Source organism: Bradyrhizobium sp. LB11.1 (genome assembly GCF_040549385.1).
Taxonomy (GTDB): Bacteria; Pseudomonadota; Alphaproteobacteria; order Rhizobiales; family Xanthobacteraceae; genus Bradyrhizobium.
This window is the reverse complement of record NZ_JBEPTH010000008.1, coordinates 12,482-31,184: the sequence shown is the minus strand read 5'-3', so window position 1 is coordinate 31,184 and position 18,703 is coordinate 12,482. Positions and strand designations below refer to the sequence as shown.

The following is an 18,703-nucleotide window of genomic DNA, read 5'->3' as shown; positions in this document are numbered from 1 at the left end:
GGCGCTGAAACTTTGTTGCACCGCGACGCCGATAACGGCATTCTGCGCCGCGACAGAGGTTCCAGGGCTGGTGCAGATGAAGCGCAAGATCGCGGCGATTTTCGCGGCCGATATTGCCGGCTATTCGAGGCTCGTTGCGGAAGACGAGGAAGAGACGCTGCGGCGTCTGGCGTCCTATCGCGAAGTCATTGACGATTTCATCGCCAAGGCGAACGGGCGCATCTTCAACACCGCCGGCGATGCCGTGCTCGCGGAATTCCCGAGCGCGGTCGACGCGGTGCGCTGCGCGATCGACATCCAGGAGAGCCTGCGGACGCGCAACATGGCCTATCCGCCGAGCCGGCAGATGTCGTTCCGCATCGGCATCACCATCGGCGACGTGGTCGAGCGCGACGGCGATCTTCTCGGCGACGGCGTCAACATCGCGGCACGGCTCGAAGGCCTCGCCGAGGTCGGCGGCATCTGCGTCTCCCGCGCCGTGCACGAGCAGGTTGCGAACAAGCTGTCGGTGCAATTCGCCGATATTGGCGCCCAGGAAGTGAAGAACATTCCGACGCCGGTGCACGCCTACATGGTGGCGATGCGGCGCGAGGACGGGACTTATACGACGCCGCAGGTGAAGAAGGTCGCCAAGGCAGCGCCCGCGCCGAACTGGATGTGGCCGCTGGTGGTCGGTGTGGTCTCCGTCGTCGCGATCGGCGTCGGCGGCTTCCTCTATTTCACCAAGCTCGAGACCATCCAGATGTCGTCGACCGCGGCCGCGCCCACGCCGAGCCCCGTTGCTGCACCATCATCCAGTGCGACGCCCACGATCGCGACCAAGGCGCCTGAGCCCTCGCCGACGCCGACCCAAAGTGCGGCGGCTGCCACGTCGCCGACGCCGTCGCCACCAGCCGGGTCGGGCGGAAAAATCGTCGTGGACGCGGTGCCTTTCCTTGGCGAGCGCCAGCGCGCCTATCTCGGCAGCGAATATTCCACCGCCGGCGATTACAAGGCCTTCGCCCTGAACATCGGCGGTTTCAACGGGTTCTCGGTCAATCAGCCGAACGAGGAGGCCGCGCGCAATATGGCGCTCGACCAGTGCCAGAAGCGCGCTGACGCCGCGCAATCACCGCGACGCTGCGAGCTCTATGCGGTGGGCAACAAGGTGGTCTACAGCCATGGTAGTCCGCCCATGCCGCCGCAGCCCTGGGTGCGGCACGATCCGAAGACCGAGCGCCCCTTCGTGTCGAAAGACTTTCCGATGCTGCGCAATCAGGCCAGGACTCGCGTCGAGAACATCTACGCGCCGGCGGCAAAATCACGCTCGGTCGCGCTCGGCCCGAATGGACAATATTTCATGGTGCTGGGCGCATCGTCGGTTGATGAGGCGACGCGGCGTTCGCTGGAGTCCTGCGGTGGCATCGCCGGCGTGGCCTGCATGATCGTGGCGGTCGACGATGTCTTCGTGGTGCCGATCCCGACCCTGCTCAAGGCCAGCGGCTTCTTCCACGCGGCGACCAATGCCTCGATCGTGGCCGATGCGCGCGACGACGTGGTGCGCAAGCTCGGCGACGGCATGGGCTGGAATGCGGTTGCCGTCGGCACCGCGGGCCGCCCCGGTCTCGGCTTGAATGCTGCCGACGAACAAACCGCCGTCAACGGCGCGCTCGCCGACTGCGTCAAGCACGACAGCGACTGCCATGTGATCGCGATCGGCCCGTTTACGGTCGGGCCGACGAATTAGACTAGCGCGCGAAGGGCGCAAACCGCTCGGCCACCGCGCGGTAGACGTCGCGGCGGAACGGCACCACGATATCGGCGACACGGTCGAGGCGCTCCCAGCGCCATGCATCGAATTCGGCGGGCTGGTCGTTGCGCGGCGTCAGCGGATCGATCTCGTCGTCCTTGCCGGTGAAGCGCAGCGCGAACCATTTCTGGCGCTGGCCCCGAAACTTCGCGAGCCGATGCGTCTGCGGTCCGTCATAGGGCGGGAACTCGTAACTCAGCCAGTCGGTCTCGCCGAGATAGGCTGCGCTCTTGACGCTGGTCTCCTCCCAGAGCTCGCGCATGGCGGCATCGCGCAAGACCTCGCCCTCGTCGACGCCGCCTTGCGGCATCTGCCAGTCGAGGCCGGGCAAAATGATCTCAGGCCCGTCGCCCTTGAAACGGTGCCCGATCAGCACACGGCCATCGGCATTGAACAGCGCGATACCGACATTGGGACGGTAGGGTTTTTCGTTCGTCACGCGTGGATCTCTCGTTGTCAGTCCGGGCGATGCCTTAGCATCAAAGCCGGGTGACAATTTGATTTAGTCATCCGCCAGTGCGGAAAATTCCTTCACCACGCGCTCGTAGACCGGGCGCTTGAACGGAATGATCAGCTCGGTCAGGTTTTTCATCGGCTCCCAGCGCCAGCTGATGAATTCGGCCTTGTGGCCGCCGCCGCCGGGTTTCTCGACGTTGATCTCGCTGTCCTTGCCGGTGAAGCGTACCGCGAACCATTTCTGACGCTGGCCGCGGTAGCGGCCCTTCCAGGCGCGGCCCGCGACCGTGCGTGGGATGTCGTAGATCAGCCAGTCCGGCACCTCGCCCAGCCGCTCGATCGAGCGCACGCTGGTCTCTTCATAGAGCTCGCGTTTCGCGGCGTCCCAATTGTCCTCGCCGGGATCGACGCCGCCCTGCGGCATCTGCCAGACATGGCCGTCATCGACATGCTCAATACCGCCGGCACGACGACCGATGAACACCAGGCCCTTCGTGTTGATCAGCATCACTCCGACGCAGGTTCGGTAGGGCAGATCCTCATAACGCGCCATTCCGCCAAACCCCTCGCATACGGCCGGCAGGCCCGTTGAGCCATGCCGCACCAATTCTTTGATTTAGCTGGATTTTGATTTCAGCATCGCGGTTGTCAATGGCACCAAAAGGATACCCCGGTCGCTCAAAGTCTTGATCCAGGCGCCGACCCGCTCGATGGAGACGGGCAGCGCGGAGGCGGTGCCGACGGCGACGCCACGCTCGCGGGCCATGGATTCCAGCTTGTTCAGGGCGCGGTCGATCTCGGTCGGGGTCGGCACCGCGTCGATGGCGATATCCCCCTTGCCGAACGGCACGGCGAGGCTTCCTGCGGCTTGCGGCGCGATACTGCGGGGGGAGGAACCGTCGTCGAAGAAGCCGAGCCCGCGCTTGGAGGCCTCGCGGATGATCGGCTGCATCGCCGCCTCGGTCGCCACGAAGCGGGCGCCCATGAAATTGGCGATGCCGGCATAGCCCTGCATCCGGCTGAGGTGCCAGTACAGGCGATCGGTGTTCTGGTCGGCTGTGAGCGATGTCAGCAGCGTCTGCGGCCCCGGATCGTTGTCCGGAAAGTCGTAGGGCTCCATCGGGATCTGGAGGAAGATCTCGTGGCGCTGGGCCCGCGCCCGCTCGGCAAGCTTTCCGGGATCAGACCCATAAGGCGTGAAGGCCAGGGTGACCGCGCCCGGCAGCTTCATGATTGCATCTGTGGTCTTGGCGGCGCCGACGCCGAGGCCGCCGATCACGATCGCCACGACAGGCATTTTCGCGGCCTTGGCGCGGTCGGCCTCGGCGGCGTAGACGTTGAACGGCTTGAGATCGCCTGAGATCGCCGGGATCATGCCGTAGCGGGATTTCTCCAGCAGTTTTGGGTCGATCCCGGCCATGACGGCGGGTGCCGCGGAAGCCGCCTCGCTTTTGTCGGCGGCGTCGCCCGCGCCGATCACCACGTCGTGGCGCGCGCCGGTCGAGCCGTCGATCATGGTGACGGTCTTGTGGTCGCCGGGGGCCGCCTCTTTCGGTGCCTCCTTGGCTGCGTGCTTGCTCTCTTGGGCGTCGCCGTGACCGGCGGCCGGCTTCTCATCTGTGCCCTTGGAATCGCGGATCGCGATCCGCGTCAGCGGCTCGCCGCCGAGCGGGTCCTTGTTGAAGATGGCGAAGCCGGCAAAGGCGACCAGGAACAGGCCGAGCATCACGGCCAGCGCCTGCATGGCCGTGAACGGCAGCCGTAGCCGCCGTTTCCGGCGCGGCTTGTCCTGTCCGAGCGGGGCGCTCAGATCATCGGCCGTTTCAGTCATGTGAGATCCCGAATCACTCCACCGACGATACCACGCCGAGGTCAAGCGGCGGCAGGCCGGGATAGGCCGGGGGACGTCAGAAGCTCCAAGCAAAAAGGGCGGCTCCTGGAGCCGCCCTTTTCGTCAGATTGGATGAAGCGCTTGGCTCGCGAGCCTAGTTCGCCGCCTTGGGCTTGTCCGTGGGCGTGCCCTTGTTGTCGGCGCCCGGCGCCGGCGCCGCGGAGGCGCTGTTCTTGATGCCGTGGAGCAGATCGTCGGCGAGCTTGAGCGCCTTGTCGTCCTTGGCATCCGGCGGAACGTAGGACTGCGAGCCGGTCTTCTCGTCGCCGTCGTTCTTGAGATGGCCGCGCAGCGAAGCCTCGCCCTTGGTGTCGGTGCGGGACTTCAGCTCGTCCGGCACGTCCTGGAGCACTTCGATGTCGGGCACGATGCCCTTGGCCTGGATCGACTTGCCCGACGGCGTGTAGTAGCGCGCGGTGGTGAGGCGCAGCGCACCGTTGCCCGAGCCGAGCGGGATGATGGTCTGCACCGAGCCCTTGCCGAACGAGCGCGTGCCGACGATGGTCGCGCGCTTGTGGTCCTGCAGCGCGCCGGCGACAATTTCCGACGCCGAGGCCGAGCCGCCGTTGACCAGCACGATGACCGGCTTGCCCTTGGTGAGGTCGCCCGCATGCGCGGTGCGCCGCTGGGTCTCCTCGGCATTGCGGCCGCGGGTCGACACGATCTCGCCCTTCTCCAGGAACGAGTCGGAGACAGTGACGGCCTCCTCGAGCAGGCCGCCCGGATTGTTGCGGAGGTCGATGACGTAGCCCTTGAGCTTGTCGCCGATCTGGGTCGAGAGGTTGGCGACCTCCTTCTTCAGGCCTTCGGTGGTCTGCTCGTTGAACGTGGTGATGCGGATATAAGCGATGTCGTCGGCCTCGACGCGTGCGCGCACCGAGCGGACCCGGATGTTGTCGCGTACCAGCGTGACGTCGATCGGATTGTCCTGGCCCTTGCGAACGATCTTGAGCTTGATCTTGGTGTTGACGGGGCCGCGCATCTTCTCGACCGCCTGGTTCAGGGTCAGGCCCTGCACCGCTTCATCGTCGAGATTGGTGATGATGTCGTTGGCCATGACGCCGGCGCGCGAGGCGGGCGTATCGTCGATCGGCGAGACCACCTTGATCAGGCCGTCTTCCATGGTGACCTCGATGCCGAGGCCGCCGAACTCGCCGCGGGTCTGCACCTGCATGTCGCGGAAGCTCTTGGCGTCCATGTAGCTCGAATGCGGATCGAGGCCGGTGAGCATGCCGCTGATGGCGGATTCGATCAGCTTGGTGTCGTCGGGCTTCTCGACATAGTCGGAGCGCACGCGCTCGAAGACGTCGCCGAACAAATTGAGCTGGCGATAGGTGTCCGCGGTCGCGGCTCGCGCGCTGGAGCCCATGAACACCGCGCGCGGCTGCGTCACGAACAGCGTCAGCGCCGCACCGGTGGCCGCGCTGAGGAGGATAACTGAAGTCTTGCGCATCATCCGCGAACCTTCTCGCCTTCATTTGCGGCCCACCATGGGCCTGGATCGATTGGAGTGCCGTCCTTGCGGAACTCGACATACAACACAGGTTGACTCGCGTTGGTGGCGAGAATGGAGGCGACTTGAGATGTCGACCCCATGGTCGCGACCGGCTCCCCCGTGAGCACAAACTGTCCGATGTTTACCGAAATGCGCTCCATCCCGGCGATCAGGACATGATACCCGCCCCCGGCATTGAGGATCAAGAGTTGTCCATAGCTGCGGAACGGGCCGGCATAGACCACCCAGCCGTCGCACGGCGTTGTGACCTGCGAACCGGGCTTGGTGGCCAGCGAAATGCCCTTCTGGACCCCGCTGACCCCATCGGAACCGCCAAAGTCCCTGATCTTGTTACCGTTAACCGGCAACGGCAGGAGCCCCTTGGCCGAGGCAAACAAGATGGCCGGGGTGGTCCGGGAGCGATCCTTGAACGCGGCCGGGTCGGGCTTGGCGTTTGCCGCTGCCTTGGCCTCGGCCTGCTTTGCGGCCTCGGCCGCCTTCTCAGCCGCTTTGGCGGCGCTTTGCAGGTCCTGCTCCATCTTGGCGATCAAACCCTGGAGATCGCCGACCTGCCTTGACAGCGTGATCGCGCGCGAATTCTCGGCGTCGAGGTCCTTTTCGCGCGAGGACTGCTGGCGCTGCCGCTCGTCGACCAGGGCGGCGAGTCGGGTCTGGTCGTTGCGGACCTTGTCGCGGTTGGAGGCGAGCTGGTCGCGCTCGGCGGCGATGCTCTTGCGCAAGGTCACGAGCTCGCCGAGTTCACCCGCGATCTTTTCCGCACGGCTGCGGAGCTCAGGCACAACCGCGCCGAGCAGCATCGCGGTGCGCAGGGATTGTAGCGCATCTTCCGGCCGCACTAGTAGCGCCGGCGGTGTGCGCCGGCCGGCGCGCTGCAGGGCCGCCAGCACTTCGACGATGTCGGCGCGGCGCGAATCGAGCGAGGCGCGCGCCTCCTGCTCGCGGCCGTTCAGATTCTTCAGCCGCGCTTCGGCCTCGTCGATCTTGGTCTCGACGGTGCGGACATTGGCGGCGGTGTCGATCAATTGCTGGTTGAGCTGGGTGCGGTCCTGGCCGAGCGAGGAGATCTCGGCCCTCAGCGTGGCCTGCGCTTCCGCCGCGCTCTTCTGGCTGGCGCGCGCAGCTTCCAGCTCCTGCTCGCGCTGCTTGATGGCCTCGGGCGAGATGGCCGCGGTCTGTGGCGCCGGCGCCGCCGTCTGAGCTTGCGCGAGGCTATCTTCGGCGAAGAGGCTTGCCCCGGCGCAGCTTGCAATCAGCAACAAATTGAGGATCGGCGCTCGCATCTGTTGGGCAAGTTTCTTGGGCAAGGTGCTCGTTGTGGCGCGAATCACGCGCGATGATAGGGGTGGCCGGCCAGAATGGTGGCGGCCCGATAGAGCTGTTCCAGAAGCATGACGCGGACCATTTGATGCGGCCAGGTCGCAGAGCCGAACGCGATCGCGAGCTTGGCCTTACGGCGCAATTCAGGCGAAAGTCCGTCCGCCCCTCCGATGACGAAGATAGTATGACCCGCGCCCTCGTCGCGCCAGCGGCCGAGATGCCGTGCGAATACGGTCGAATCGAGATTCTGGCCGCGCTCGTCCAGCGCCACCAATATCGATTTTTCCGGAATATGCGCGGAGATCGCCGCGGCCTCCTCAGTCATCCGCGTCGCGGTGTCGCGCGCACGGCTCTCGGGGATTTCGTGGATCGTGAGCTCGCGGAATCCGAGCTTCCGACCGGTCTCGTCGAACCGCTCGAAATAGCGGTCCGCAAGCTCCCGTTCCGGCCCTTGCTTCAGCCGGCCCACCGCAATGACAGCAACACGCATGATATCTTCAGAGTCGTGTTTCAGGACCGCGCGCATCCTGCGCGCGCACGACGCTAGCATGCGCGTCAGCCGATTCGAAATCGGCTCAGTGAGCCTAGATCGCTTTCGCCGCCCCTGGGCCCTGCGTGTACAATCTCTCGAGATTGTAGAACTCACGGACCTCGGGTCTGAACACGTGCACGACCACATCGCCGGAATCGATCAGCACCCAGTCGCAATTGGGCAAGCCCTCGACGTGGATGTTCTTGATGCCGTTTTCCTTGAGGCCCTTGGCAACGTTCTCCGCGATCGCGCCAACGTGCCGGTTCACGCGGCCGGTGGTGACGATCATGTAGTCGGAGTATGCCGATTTGCCGCGAAGGTCGATGGTGACCGTCTCTTCCGCCTTCATGTCGTCGAGGCGGGAGAGGATCAGGCTCAGCGTCTTGTCGGCGTCGGGTTGCGCCTTCAAGGCCGCAGCTTTGGTCGATGTTTTACGCGTCGGTTTCGTAGCCTTGGGTAAAACAGACTTCGTCGAAGCTGACTTGGACAATACAGACGTGGCCAGGGACCATTCCTTTCACTGTATCGCGAGGGTCGAATCCGTCCCTCACGGGTTACACTACATCATGTGGGGTTAAGGGTTTCAATATGCCAGAGAGCCCTCAATCCACGCACTCTGTCTCACTTCGTACCTATCCAGCTCCCGTCCGGGTTCCGTAACCGGGTCGAGGAGAGATTGAGCTTCAATCCGGTCAGAAAAACCCAGGCCGGCGCGGGCTGATCCGCAAGCAGGGCTGCCTTATTCTCGGGCAAGCGATAGCGCGCGAGAGCCTGGGCAGCGGGCGAGGCGAGGGCACGAAAGCTCTGCGGCGGCCGATCGATAACCGCCATCGGCACCTGGTCGGCGATGCGCCGCCAGTGCTGCCAACGATGGAATTGAGCGAGGTTGTCGGCGCCCATAATCCAGACAAAGCGCAAGCCACTGAGACGGCGGCGCAAGGTGTTGATCGTGTCGATAGTATAGCGGGTACGAATGACGGATTCGAGACAGCTCACCTCGATCCTGGAATCGTTGGCGACGTCGCGCGCCGCCTGCATGCGCTCGCCGAGCTCATGCAGATTGCCGTTCTCCTTCAGCGGATTGCCCGGCGTGACCAACCACCAGACGCGATCGAGCTGAAGGCGCTTCAGCGCGAACTGGCTGATCGCGCGATGGGCCTCGTGCGGCGGATTGAACGAGCCCCCGAGCAGGCCGATGCGCATGCCTTCGGTGTAGGGCGGTATAGCCTGCGCGAAGAATCGTGGCGCGACGAAATTATTACTCAATGCCCCGCGCCTCGCGCCATGCTTTACGGCCGCGTCTGCCCTGTGCCGTGGACGCGATACTTGAAGCTGGTCAGCTGCTCGGCACCGACCGGACCGCGAGCATGGAAACGGCCGGTGGCGATGCCGATCTCGGCGCCGAAGCCGAACTCGCCGCCGTCGGCGAACTGCGTCGAGGCGTTGTGCAGCACGATCGCGGAATCGACCTCGCTCAGGAATTTCTTCGCAGCCAATTCATTCTCGCTCACGATCGCATCGGTGTGGTGCGAGCCGTGGTCCTGGATGTGCGCAATCGCGCCGTCGACGCCGTCGACCACTTTCGCCGCGATGATGGCGTCGAGATATTCGGTGTCCCAATCGTCTTCGCTGGCAGGCTTTACGCGCGAATCCGTCTTCTGCACGACATCGTCACCGCGCACTTCGCAGCCGGCCTCGATCAGCATCTCGACCAGCGGCTTCAGATTCCTGCCGGCAGCGGCGCGATCGACCAGCAGCGTCTCGGCCGCGCCGCAGACGCCGGTGCGACGCATCTTGGCGTTGAGCACGATCGACTTCGCCATGGCGAGGTCGGCGCTGCCGTCGATATAGACGTGGTTGACGCCTTCGAGATGCGCAAACACCGGCACGCGCGCTTCCTGCTCGACGCGCGCGACGAGACTCTTGCCGCCGCGCGGCACGATAACGTCGACGGCGCCGTTGAGGCCGGACAGCATCATGCCGACCGCCGCACGGTCGCGCGTTGGCACCAGCATGATTGCGGCTTCGGGCAGGCCCGCTTCGCGCAGGCCCTGCACCAGGCATTCATGGATCGCGCGGCACGACCTAAAACTATCCGAGCCGCCGCGCAGGATCACGGCATTTCCGGACTTCAAACAGAGTACGCCGGCGTCCGCTGCAACGTTTGGCCGGCTCTCAAAGATCACGCCGACGACGCCGAGCGGCACGCGCACGCGCTCGATGGTCATGCCGTTCGGCCGCTGCCAGCTCTCGGTGACGATGCCGATGGGATCTGCGATGCCGCGTACGATCGCGATGCCCTCGGCCATGCCTTCGACACGTGCCGGCGTCAGCGTCAGGCGGTCGATGAAGGAAGAGGTGGCATTGCCGGAGGCGCGAGCCTCCGCGACGTCCTCGGCATTGGCGGCGAGGATCGCCGCGGCATTGCCGCGGATCGCCCGCTCCATGGCTTCCAGCGCCCGGTTCTTCTGCTCCGGCGGCGCCAACGCCAGCACGCGCGCGGCAGCGCGGGCACGGGTACCGAGATCGGACATCAGCGCCTGGAGATCGGCATTGCCGTCAACGGCTTTGAGGGGGGCAGCCATGGGAGTTCAACCTTCTGCTAAGGCGGTGTCGTAGCACGGAAATCCCGCTTCTGCGAAGGGCGGGCAGGGTATGGCAGGTACCCCCGGTTGCGCCTCGGCTGGGTCGCTGGCCCAGCAAAAGGGCCGCGGCGGCCCTTACCCGCCCACCACCAGATCGTCGCGGTGGATCATCTCCGACCTTCCGCTGATGCCGAGGATGGTCATCACGTCCGGGGAGGAGCGGCCCTTGATCCGTTCGGCGACCTCGGCGTCATAGGCGATCAGGCCGCGGCCGACCTCGCTGGTGTCGGGGCCGCGGACGATCACGGCGTCGCCGCGGGCGAACTGGCCCTCAACCTTGATCACGCCGGCCGGCAACAGGCTGGCGCCGGCACGCAGCGCCGTCACCGCACCGGCGTCGATGGTTAGTGTGCCCTTCGGCTCCAGCGTGCCCGCGATCCAGCGCTTGCGCGAGGTGATGGGATTGGCCGGGGTCAGGAACCAGGTGCAGCGGCCGCCATTGGCGATCGCCCGCAGCGGATGCTCGATCTTGCCCGACGCAATCAGCATGTGCGTGCCGCCGGTGGTGGCGATCTTCGCCGCCTCGACCTTGGTGCGCATGCCGCCGCGCGACAGTTCGGACTCGGCATCTCCCGCCACCGCCTCGATCTCCGAGGATATGCTCTCGACCACCGGGATCAGTTTGGCGTCGGGATTGTTCTTCGGCGGCGCGTCGTAGAGCCCGTCGATGTCGGAGAGCAGCACCAGCAAATCGGCGCTCGCCATGGTGGCAACGCGCGCAGCGAGACGGTCATTGTCACCATAGCGGATCTCGTTGGTGGCGACCGTGTCGTTCTCGTTGATGACAGGGATCGCACGCCATTCCAGCAGCTTGCCGATGGTGGAGCGCGCATTGAGATAGCGGCGGCGCTCCTCGGTATCCTGGAGCGTCACCAAAATCTGCCCGGCGCCGATGCCGTGAGCGCCAAGCACCTCCGACCAGATCCGCGCCAGCGCGATCTGGCCGACCGCGGCGGCAGCCTGGCTCTCCTCGAGCTTCAGCGGTCCACGCGGCAGCTTGAGCCGGCTGCGGCCGAGCGCGATCGAGCCCGAGGAGACGATGAGGACGTCGCGCCCTTCCTTGTGCAGCCTGGCCATATCGTCCGCGAGCGCGGCGAGCCAGGAGGCGCGCACCTCACCCTTGTCGGAATCCACCAGCAGCGCGGAGCCGACCTTGACGACGATGCGGCGGAATTGACTGAGTTCGGGGCTGGCCATGTGCGTATGTGTTGGCGCGTGTGACGAATGCTCTGGAAACGGCGGAGCGATGGGCGGCGCCGATGTGCCCTGCTTTTGCAGCAGGACGATGGCCGGCGCAAGGCAGCCAGGATGGTAAACGGCGAAGGTCGGCCTTGTCTTGCCGGCCAGCCCGGTTCTAATGCCGCCAATCGATAACGGGCTGAAAGAGGAAACGATGGATCGCCGCAAATTCATGGCCGGATGTCTGGGCCTGCCGCTACTGGCGGAGGCGAGTGAGGCGCAAGCACAGGCTGCGCTGAGCAAGATCATCTTTCCGTTCGCGGCGGGGGCGGGCGGCGACACGCTGTGCCGGCTGATCGCGCAGGAGATGGCACCGGTGCTGCAACGGACCCTCGTGGTCGAGAACCGCACAGGCGGCGACGGCCTGATCGGCATCAAGGCGGTGAAAGGTGCAAGCCCCGACGGCAGCATGGTGCTGGTGACGACCGGGCCGACCATGTACCTGCTGCCGATGGTGGAGACGACGCCGAGCTTCGACACGGCCAGGGATTTCATGCCGGTGTCGCTGCTCGCACGCTTCGAATTCGCGCTCGTGATCGGACCGGTGGTCGATGCCGCTGACTTCAAGGCGTTCGTGGCGTGGCTGAAGGCGCATCCCGACAAGACGTCGTTCGGCGTGCCGAGCAATGGCACCATTCCGCACTTCATGGGTTCAAAGCTCGAGAAGGATCTCGGCATCCCGCTGACCCGCGTGCCCTATCGCGGCAGCGCGCCGATCCTCAACGACATCATCGGCGGCCACATTTCTTTTGGAATCACCACGCTGGCGGATGCGCTGCCGCAGCATCGCGCCAAGGGCGTGAAGATCATTGCGGTCTCGAGCGCCGAACGATCGCCCTTCGCGCCAGATGTCCCGACGTTGAAGGAAAGCGGCATCGATCTCGTCGCAGACGCCTGGTACGGCATGTGGCTCCCCTCCGGCAGCCCGCCGGAGTTTGCGAGCAAGCTCGGTGCGGCCGCAAGCGCCGCGCTCGCCCGGCCCGATGTGAAGGAGAAGCTCACCGCGATCGGTCTGATTCCGGTCGGGAGTGATGCGAAAGGGCTGACGAATGAGCTCGCCGCGAACACGGCGTTCTGGCGGCCGATCGTGAAGGCGACGGGATACAAGATCGAGAATTAGAGCCTCTCGCTCAATTCTATCCCCTCATCCTGAGGAGCGCGCTCTACGCGCGCGTCTCGAAGGATGAAAGGCCGAGCTGCTGCAGCGGGGGCCTGCATGGTTCGAGACGGCGCTGTCGCGCCTCCTCACCATGAGGGTCTACATCTTCGCGCGCTGGGCGATGCCATCCTTGATCGACGCCAACTCCGCTTCGTCCCAGACGCCGATCAGAATCCCGCCCTTCACCTGGAGCTGGTTATCCGCGTAGTTCGCGATCCTCTCCCGGGGCGTGGTGATGTGATCGTTCGGATGCAGTGCCCAGTCGAACAGCTCGGCCTGCAATCGCGCGATGATGCCCGCGCATTCGGGATCGTCGCCGCGATCCAAAAACTCGTCCGGATCGGTCTCGAGATCGTACAGCATCGGGCGGAAACCGGAGGCGTGGATGTATTTCCAGCGGCCGTCGAACACCATGAACAGGCGGCACCGCTCGATCGGCTGGTTCAGCTTCAGCCGCACGTCCTGCATCGCGTAATCGTATTCGGAGAACGCCACCTTGCGCCAATCGCGCGGCGTCGGGCCGCGGAGCAGCGGCAGCAGCGAACGTCCTTCGAGGACATGACCGGGCACCTTGCCGCCGAAATAATCGACGAAGGTCGGCGCGAGATCGATGCCTTCCACCAGCGCGTCGCTGCGCGTGCCGCGCGTGGCGTCGGCTTCCTTCGAGGGATCGATGACGATCAGCGGAATCTTCGCCGACTGTTCGTGGAACAAATCCTTCTCGCCCATCCAGTGATCGCCGAGATAATCGCCGTGATCGGAAGTGAACACGACCATGGTGGTTTCCAGCAAGCCGCGCTCCTCCAGGAATTTCATCAGCACGCCCATCTGGTCGTCGATCTGGGTGATCAGGCCCATATAGGTCGGGATCACCTTCTCGCGGGCATCGTCGCGCGCCATGTTGCGGGAGTAGCGCATGTCCATATAGGCACCGAACACCGGATGCGGATTTTGCCGCTCGCGCTCGGAGCGGATCACCGGGATCATGTCTTCGGTCGAATACATGCTCGCATAGGGTTCTGGCGCGATATAGGGCCAGTGCGGCTTGATGTAGGACAGGTGCAGGCACCACGGCCTGCCGTCGGTCTCGGCTTCGCCGATGAAGTCCATCGCGCGCCGCGTCATGTAGGGCGTCTCGGAATGCTCATCCGGCACGCGCGCGGCCTTGTCGGAGTGCACGAGCAGCCAGCCGTTCTGCAACGAGCCGTCGTCCGCAGCGCCTGAATTGGCCCAATGCTCCCACGGGTTCGTCGCTTCAAACCCTTGCTGGCGCAGATACTCGTCGTATCTCGGCCGCGGTCGTCCCGTCGGATGCAGGCCGTCGTCGCGTTCGTACGGCTCGAATCCGCATTCGGCGACATGCACGCCGATCATCGATTCCGGCGGGATGCCGAGCGCCTTCATGCCTTCGAGATCGGGCGCCATGTGAGTCTTGCCGACCAGCACGTTGCGCACGCCGATTGTCTTGAGATGATCGCCGAGCGTGGGCTCGCCGACGCGCAGCGGCCAGCCGTTCCAGTGCGAACCGTGCGAGCGCATGTAGCGTCCCGTGTAGAACGACATGCGCGACGGGCCGCAGATCGGCGATTGCACGTAAGCCTTCGAGAACAGCACGCCACGCTTCGCCATGGCGTCGATGTTCGGCGTCTTCAGCGTGGGATGGCCGGTGCAGCCGAGATAATCATAGCGAAGCTGGTCGCACATGATCCAGAGAACGTTCTTCGCGCGCGCCATGCGTCATCCCTGCCGTGTCTTGATTGCGGGATGCTGCGCTATCGAGGGCGCGAAGACAAGCGCGACGGGATCAGGCCGACCAGATCACACCGACCAGGGCTCCGCTTCGGCCGCGCTCTTTGCCTTGGCCGAGACCGGGGCCTCACCGATCACATCGACGAGCGCGCGGAGCGCTTCCTTGACGCCATCGCCGGTGATGCCGGAGAGCAGCAGCGGCGTCTTCTTCGCGGCGCGTTTCAGCCGGTCCTTCTGCTTCTTCAACGCGTCCGGCTCGACCGCGTCGATCTTGTTCAGCGCGACGATCTCGATCTTGTCGGTCAAGAGCCCGCCATAGGCGTCGAGCTCGTTGCGCACCGTCTTGTAGGCCTTGCCGGCGTGCTCGCAGGTCGCGTCGATCAGATGCAGCAGCACGCGACAGCGCTCGACATGGGCGAGGAAGCGGTCGCCGAGACCCACGCCTTCATGCGCGCCTTCGATCAGGCCGGGAATGTCGGCGAGGACGAACTCGCGGCCGTCGGCATTCACGACGCCGAGCTGCGGATGCAGCGTGGTGAAGGGATAATCGGCGATCTTGGGCCGTGCCGCGCTGACCTTGGAGAGGAAGGTCGATTTGCCGGCATTGGGCAGGCCGACGAGACCGGCGTCCGCAATCAGCTTCAGCCGCAGCCAGATCCAGCGCTCCTCACCGGTCTGGCCGGGATTGGCGTTGCGCGGCGCGCGGTTGGTCGACGTCTTGAAATGCGCGTTGCCGAAGCCGCCATTGCCGCCTTCGGCCAGCACGAATTTTTCGCCGACATCGGTGAAATCGTGGATCATCGTCTCGCGATCTTCGTCGAAGATCTGCGTGCCCAGGGGGACCTTCAGCACGATGTTCTTGCCGTTGGCGCCATGGCGGTCCGAGCCCGAGCCGTTCTCGCCCTTCTGGGCCTTGAAGTGCTGCTGGTAGCGGTAGTCGATCAGCGTGTTGAGGCCGTCGGCGACCTCGATGATCACGTTGCCACCGCGGCCGCCATTGCCGCCGGAGGGACCGCCGAATTCGATGAACTTCTCGCGGCGGAACGCCACGCAGCCGTTCCCGCCGTCACCGGAGCGGATATAGACCTTTGCTTCGTCGAGGAATTTCATCGGCCATAGGTAGGCCAGCCGGTCCCGCGCGGCAACCCGGACTTACCCGCAAATCGGCCGATTTTCGGCGAATTTGGGCCCTTGCTTAACCAGTCGGCCGGCGGCGGATCAGGAATTTCTGTAGGCCTTCCAGCACCAGCTCCTTGCGCTGGTTGAACACGGTGCTTTTGAGCGTCACAGCGCCGGTGGTTCGTCCCGGCGCGAGCTCGGTCACTTCGAGCGCCGGATAGATCGTGTCGTCGGCGAACACCGGTTTGAGGAACCGGCTCGACTGCTCCAGGAAGCCGACCAGGGATTCCTCGACCATGAAGGGAAACAGGCCCGCGCCGGGCGCGGTGTGGATCAGCGTCTGGAAACCGTGCGCGAGCAGATGCGGCATGCTGCGGCTGCGGCAATACTCCACATCGTAGTGCACGGGATGGGTGTCGCCGCTCGCGGTCTGGAACGCCGCGAACACCGCTGTGGTCTGGGTGCGGCTCGGCAGCACGAAGCGTTCGCCGACGACGAAATCCTCAAACCAGCGTTGCGCCGTGATCATGCGATGCCGGGCCGGGTCGAAGTCGGTCATGTCTTGGCTCTTTCCTGGCTCTCTGTTCGTACGCAGCTTATCGCTACCGCGGCGCGAAGAGTGCGACAATCCGTTCAATTCGGCTTGCCCGGGCTTGTCGCGGGCGCCTGCTTCATTAAAACGGCGCTCGATGCCCCTGTTCAAGAATCTCTCCGCCTATGACGACCGCTCGGCACGGCTGGCCGGCATTGCACTCATGGTGCTGTCGATCTTCATGTTCTCGTTCGGCGACGCCATGGGCAAGTTCCTGGTCGGGACGTATTCGGTGGGGCAGCTGCTGTTCCTGCGCGCCTGCGCGGCGCTGCTGCTGCTGTCGCCGCTGATCTGGCGACAGCGTCATCAGTTCCTGCATCTGGAGCGGCCACGCCTGCAGCTGTTTCGCGTCGTGCTGTCGACGCTCGAGGTGGCTGCCTTCTTTCTTGCAACCGTCTATCTGCCGCTCGCCGACGTCATCACCTATTATCTCGCCGGTCCCATCTTCGTCACCGCGATGTCCGCCGTCTTTCTGGGCGAGAAGGTCGGCTGGCGGCGCTGGACCGCGATTCTGGTCGGCTTCTGCGGCGTGCTGATCGCGCTGCGGCCGTCGGCGCAGACGATCAGCCTGCCGGCGCTGATCGCGCTCGGCGGCAGTCTCTCATTCGCAACGCTGATGCTGATCACCCGCAGCCTGCGCAAGACGCCCGATATCGTGATGGCGTCCTCGCAATTCATCGGGACGTTCTCGCTGGGCGCTGTGTTGTCCGCGTATCACTGGGTGCCGCCGACACCGGGCAGCCTCGTGTTTTTCGCGCTGGCCGGATGCATCTCGGTCACCGCACTGTTCTGCGTCAACCGGTCGCTGAAGCTCGCGCCGGCGAGCGTGGTGGTGCCCTATCAATATTCGATGATCGTCTGGGCCGTGATCTTCGGCTTCGTCGTGTTCGGCGACGTGCCGCAGGTCGCCACCATCGTCGGCGCCGTGATCATCATCGGCGCCGGCTTCTACATTTACGTGCGCGAGCGCGATCTAGGGGCCCGAGCGAAGAGGTGAACCCGCCGGCGTAGCGCCTACCTCACCCGCCGCGCGCTGCTCCAGCTCTTCAGCGACGACCACACCCCGCGCGAGAGGCGGAAGCAGTCGACCGGCGTGGACGAGCCCAGCGCCAGGAAGCGATGCAGTTGCACGCCGCTCCACTGGAAGCCGCACTTCTCCAGCACGTTGCGCGAGGACGGATTGGTGACGCGCGCACCGGCATGGAGATGGTCGTCCTCGAACTCCTCGAAGAAGAAGTCGATCGCGCCGCGCGCGGCCTCGGTGGCAAAGCCCCGGCCCCAATGCTCGACGCCGAGCCAATAGCCGAGCTCGGCATTGTCAGGCGTGGCGCAGTCGATGCCGACCATGCCGACCGGCCCATTGTCGTGCTCGATCAGGAACACGGTTTCGCTGCCGAGCGCGGCAGTGCCGCGGACGAACGCGACGGCGTCGTCCTGCGAATAGGGATGGGGGAGGCGTCGGGTGTTTTCCGCGACGCGGCGATCATTGGCGAGGCGGGCGATGGTTTTGACGTCGGCGAGGGTCGGCCGCCGCAAGGTCAGCCGCTCGGTGGCGACGACGCTTGGTCTCGCCTCCCGCAAGGTCACGCTCGAGAAATCCTGCAACATGTCCGGCTCCGTCAAAGTCACCAAGTGAAAAGTGAACTCGTCAAACGAAAGGGGAGGCCGGTTTCCCTGCCTCCCCTGGAGCCCGATCTTTTGATCTCTGGACTCCGCCGGTTCGGTCAAGGACCCGGCGGACTCCAAATGTGATCCACCGTCTATTCAGCAGCCTCTGCGAGCGGGAGTACCGCTACAAAGGTGCGGCCGTTGGCTTTGGCCTGGAATTCAACGTGACCCTCGATCTTCGCGAACAAAGTGTGGTCCGTGCCCATGCCGACATTAAGGCCGGGATGCCAGGTGGTGCCGCGCTGACGCGCGATGATGTTGCCGGGAATCACGCGCTCCCCGCCGAACACCTTGACGCCAAGGCGCTTACCCTTTGAATCGCGACCGTTGCGCGATGAACCGCCTGCTTTTTTGTGAGCCATGGCTCGTCTCCGAAATCCTGCGTATGTCTAGGTCAATTCCTTGACGGAATCATTTCAAAATGTCTCACGCATCAATTCGTGAATTGGCGTGATCGATTTTATGCGGCGTCGGCTTCCTTGTCGGCTTCCTTCGCCACCTTTTCCCGCTTCGGACGCGGGCCCTTGGTGGGCTTGGCGTTGTCCGTCAGGATCTCGGAGATACGGAGAACCGTGATCTCGTCGCGGTAGCCGCGCTTGCGGCGCGAATTCTTGCGGCGGCGCTTCTTGAACGCGATGACCTTCGGCCCGCGCTTGTGGTCGAGCACCTCGACGGCCACCGACGCACCGGCAACCGTGGGCAGACCCAGGATCGGCGTGTCGCCACCGACCACCAGAACTTCATTCAGCTGCACGATCGTGCCGACTTCGCCTTCGATCTTGCCAACTTCCAGGACATCATCCGGAACGACGCGGTACTGCCGGCCGCCGGTTTTGATGACTGCGAACATCGTTGTTTTCCTTCGTGTTCAATCCCAGCCTCGGGACGAGAAACGTCCGGGCCGGCTTTTTGTCAGTCGCTATGGGTTTACTGAGTTTTGTGCGGGCGGGAGTTATCCCTTTGAAAACCCACGCAAAAACAAGCCGCGCGAGAAACGCCCCGCGCCGGTTGCGGGACTTATAGTCGCCGCC

Annotated in this window: 18 protein-coding genes and 1 pseudogene; 3 read left to right on the top strand and 16 right to left on the bottom strand. The window is 64.6% G+C overall.

The features are described 5' to 3' along the window. Positions 1–76 precede the first annotated feature (76 nt). Positions 77–1,726 carry an adenylate/guanylate cyclase domain-containing protein gene (locus tag ABIA96_RS21270; RefSeq protein WP_354139011.1) on the top strand — a complete coding sequence of 550 codons (1,650 nt, stop codon included), beginning with the start codon at positions 77–79 and terminating at the stop codon, positions 1,724–1,726. A gap of 1 nt (position 1,727) precedes the next feature. Here ABIA96_RS21270 and ABIA96_RS21265 read toward each other — a convergent pair whose 3' ends face one another. The 10 genes from ABIA96_RS21265 to proB form a co-directional block, all read right to left on the bottom strand. Next, positions 1,728–2,228, bottom strand: coding sequence for an RNA pyrophosphohydrolase (locus ABIA96_RS21265; protein WP_354139010.1), 501 nt, complete (start codon positions 2,226–2,228; stop codon positions 1,728–1,730). Between the two features lie 63 nt (positions 2,229–2,291). Next, entirely contained in the window at positions 2,292–2,798 is a 507-nt protein-coding gene (locus ABIA96_RS21260) for an RNA pyrophosphohydrolase (protein WP_354139009.1), read from the bottom strand. A gap of 63 nt (positions 2,799–2,861) precedes the next feature. Continuing rightward, complete coding sequence (locus ABIA96_RS21255) at positions 2,862–4,076, bottom strand: divergent polysaccharide deacetylase family protein (RefSeq protein WP_354139008.1); 1,215 nt, start codon at positions 4,074–4,076, stop codon at positions 2,862–2,864. 154 nt (positions 4,077–4,230) lie between these two features. Beyond that, positions 4,231–5,592 (bottom strand): S41 family peptidase, encoded by a 1,362-nt coding sequence (locus tag ABIA96_RS21250; protein WP_354139007.1) that lies wholly within the window; start codon positions 5,590–5,592, stop codon positions 4,231–4,233. After that, positions 5,589–6,932 carry a murein hydrolase activator EnvC family protein gene (locus ABIA96_RS21245; protein ID WP_354139006.1) on the bottom strand — a complete coding sequence of 448 codons (1,344 nt, stop codon included), beginning with the start codon at positions 6,930–6,932 and terminating at the stop codon, positions 5,589–5,591. Before ABIA96_RS21245 ends, ABIA96_RS21250 begins: the two co-directional genes overlap by 4 nt. Before the next feature lie 44 nt (positions 6,933–6,976). Beyond that, positions 6,977–7,459, bottom strand: coding sequence for a 23S rRNA (pseudouridine(1915)-N(3))-methyltransferase RlmH (rlmH, locus tag ABIA96_RS21240; protein ID WP_354139005.1), 483 nt, complete (start codon positions 7,457–7,459; stop codon positions 6,977–6,979). A 94-nt stretch (positions 7,460–7,553) separates the two neighbouring features. Next, a complete protein-coding gene (rsfS, locus tag ABIA96_RS21235) occupies positions 7,554–7,910 on the bottom strand; it encodes a ribosome silencing factor (RefSeq protein ID WP_354139004.1) in 357 nt (118 codons plus the stop codon). A gap of 212 nt (positions 7,911–8,122) precedes the next feature. Further along, on the bottom strand, positions 8,123–8,767 hold the full coding sequence (locus ABIA96_RS21230) for a nicotinate-nucleotide adenylyltransferase (protein ID WP_354139003.1): 645 nt from the start codon (positions 8,765–8,767) through the stop codon (positions 8,123–8,125). 23 nt (positions 8,768–8,790) lie between these two features. After that, on the bottom strand, positions 8,791–10,086 hold the full coding sequence (locus tag ABIA96_RS21225) for a glutamate-5-semialdehyde dehydrogenase (protein WP_354139002.1): 1,296 nt from the start codon (positions 10,084–10,086) through the stop codon (positions 8,791–8,793). 135 nt (positions 10,087–10,221) lie between these two features. Continuing rightward, entirely contained in the window at positions 10,222–11,343 is a 1,122-nt protein-coding gene (gene proB, locus ABIA96_RS21220; RefSeq protein WP_354139001.1) for a glutamate 5-kinase, read from the bottom strand. 196 nt (positions 11,344–11,539) lie between these two features. Between proB and ABIA96_RS21215 the strand changes: the two genes are divergently transcribed. Beyond that, positions 11,540–12,505: a Bug family tripartite tricarboxylate transporter substrate binding protein gene (locus ABIA96_RS21215; RefSeq protein ID WP_354139000.1), complete on the top strand. Its 966-nt coding sequence runs from the start codon at positions 11,540–11,542 to the stop codon at positions 12,503–12,505. A 138-nt stretch (positions 12,506–12,643) separates the two neighbouring features. Here the strand turns inward: ABIA96_RS21215 and ABIA96_RS21210 are convergent, their stop codons facing one another. From ABIA96_RS21210 to ABIA96_RS21200, 3 genes are all read right to left on the bottom strand, one after another. Continuing rightward, positions 12,644–14,278: an alkaline phosphatase family protein gene (locus tag ABIA96_RS21210; protein WP_354138999.1), complete on the bottom strand. Its 1,635-nt coding sequence runs from the start codon at positions 14,276–14,278 to the stop codon at positions 12,644–12,646. 84 nt (positions 14,279–14,362) lie between these two features. Next, positions 14,363–15,403 (bottom strand): GTPase ObgE, encoded by a 1,041-nt coding sequence (gene obgE, locus ABIA96_RS21205; RefSeq protein WP_354138998.1) that lies wholly within the window; start codon positions 15,401–15,403, stop codon positions 14,363–14,365. An 85-nt stretch (positions 15,404–15,488) separates the two neighbouring features. Continuing rightward, positions 15,489–15,971, bottom strand: a complete 483-nt coding sequence (locus ABIA96_RS21200; protein WP_354138997.1) for a MaoC family dehydratase — start codon at positions 15,969–15,971, stop codon at positions 15,489–15,491. Between the two features lie 130 nt (positions 15,972–16,101). On the opposite strand from ABIA96_RS21200, the pseudogene ABIA96_RS21195 reads away from it, so the two are divergent. Further along, positions 16,102–17,015, top strand: a pseudogene (locus ABIA96_RS21195) (DMT family transporter). Positions 17,016–17,018: 3 nt separating this feature from the next. On the opposite strand, the gene ABIA96_RS21190 reads toward ABIA96_RS21195, so the two are convergent. From ABIA96_RS21190 to rplU, 3 genes are all read right to left on the bottom strand, one after another. Beyond that, positions 17,019–17,612 (bottom strand): GNAT family N-acetyltransferase, encoded by a 594-nt coding sequence (locus tag ABIA96_RS21190; protein WP_354138996.1) that lies wholly within the window; start codon positions 17,610–17,612, stop codon positions 17,019–17,021. 152 nt (positions 17,613–17,764) lie between these two features. Continuing rightward, on the bottom strand, positions 17,765–18,034 hold the full coding sequence (rpmA, locus tag ABIA96_RS21185) for a 50S ribosomal protein L27 (RefSeq protein WP_148778423.1): 270 nt from the start codon (positions 18,032–18,034) through the stop codon (positions 17,765–17,767). Between the two features lie 98 nt (positions 18,035–18,132). Then, positions 18,133–18,522, bottom strand: a complete 390-nt coding sequence (gene rplU / locus ABIA96_RS21180; RefSeq protein WP_354138995.1) for a 50S ribosomal protein L21 — start codon at positions 18,520–18,522, stop codon at positions 18,133–18,135. Positions 18,523–18,703: the final 181 nt, after the last annotated feature.

Bases quoted from the DNA above. Each gene is read 5' to 3' on its own strand.
- ABIA96_RS21270 (WP_354139011.1), top strand. From the start codon at position 77: ATGAAGCGCAAGATCGCGGCGATTTTCGCGGCCGATATTGCCGGCTAT.
- ABIA96_RS21260 (WP_354139009.1), bottom strand. From the start codon at position 2,798: ATGGCGCGTTATGAGGATCTGCCCTACCGAACCTGCGTCGGAGTGATG.
- ABIA96_RS21255 (WP_354139008.1), bottom strand. From the start codon at position 4,076: ATGACTGAAACGGCCGATGATCTGAGCGCCCCGCTCGGACAGGACAAG.
- ABIA96_RS21250 (WP_354139007.1), bottom strand. From the start codon at position 5,592: ATGATGCGCAAGACTTCAGTTATCCTCCTCAGCGCGGCCACCGGTGCG.
- ABIA96_RS21245 (WP_354139006.1), bottom strand. From the start codon at position 6,932: ATGCGAGCGCCGATCCTCAATTTGTTGCTGATTGCAAGCTGCGCCGGG.
- rlmH (WP_354139005.1), bottom strand. From the start codon at position 7,459: ATGCGTGTTGCTGTCATTGCGGTGGGCCGGCTGAAGCAAGGGCCGGAA.
- ABIA96_RS21225 (WP_354139002.1), bottom strand. From the start codon at position 10,086: ATGGCTGCCCCCCTCAAAGCCGTTGACGGCAATGCCGATCTCCAGGCG.
- proB (WP_354139001.1), bottom strand. From the start codon at position 11,343: ATGGCCAGCCCCGAACTCAGTCAATTCCGCCGCATCGTCGTCAAGGTC.
- ABIA96_RS21215 (WP_354139000.1), top strand. From the start codon at position 11,540: ATGGATCGCCGCAAATTCATGGCCGGATGTCTGGGCCTGCCGCTACTG.
- ABIA96_RS21210 (WP_354138999.1), bottom strand. From the start codon at position 14,278: ATGGCGCGCGCGAAGAACGTTCTCTGGATCATGTGCGACCAGCTTCGC.
- obgE (WP_354138998.1), bottom strand. From the start codon at position 15,403: ATGAAATTCCTCGACGAAGCAAAGGTCTATATCCGCTCCGGTGACGGC.
- ABIA96_RS21200 (WP_354138997.1), bottom strand. From the start codon at position 15,971: ATGACCGACTTCGACCCGGCCCGGCATCGCATGATCACGGCGCAACGC.
- ABIA96_RS21190 (WP_354138996.1), bottom strand. From the start codon at position 17,612: ATGTTGCAGGATTTCTCGAGCGTGACCTTGCGGGAGGCGAGACCAAGC.
- rpmA (WP_148778423.1), bottom strand. From the start codon at position 18,034: ATGGCTCACAAAAAAGCAGGCGGTTCATCGCGCAACGGTCGCGATTCA.
- rplU (WP_354138995.1), bottom strand. From the start codon at position 18,522: ATGTTCGCAGTCATCAAAACCGGCGGCCGGCAGTACCGCGTCGTTCCG.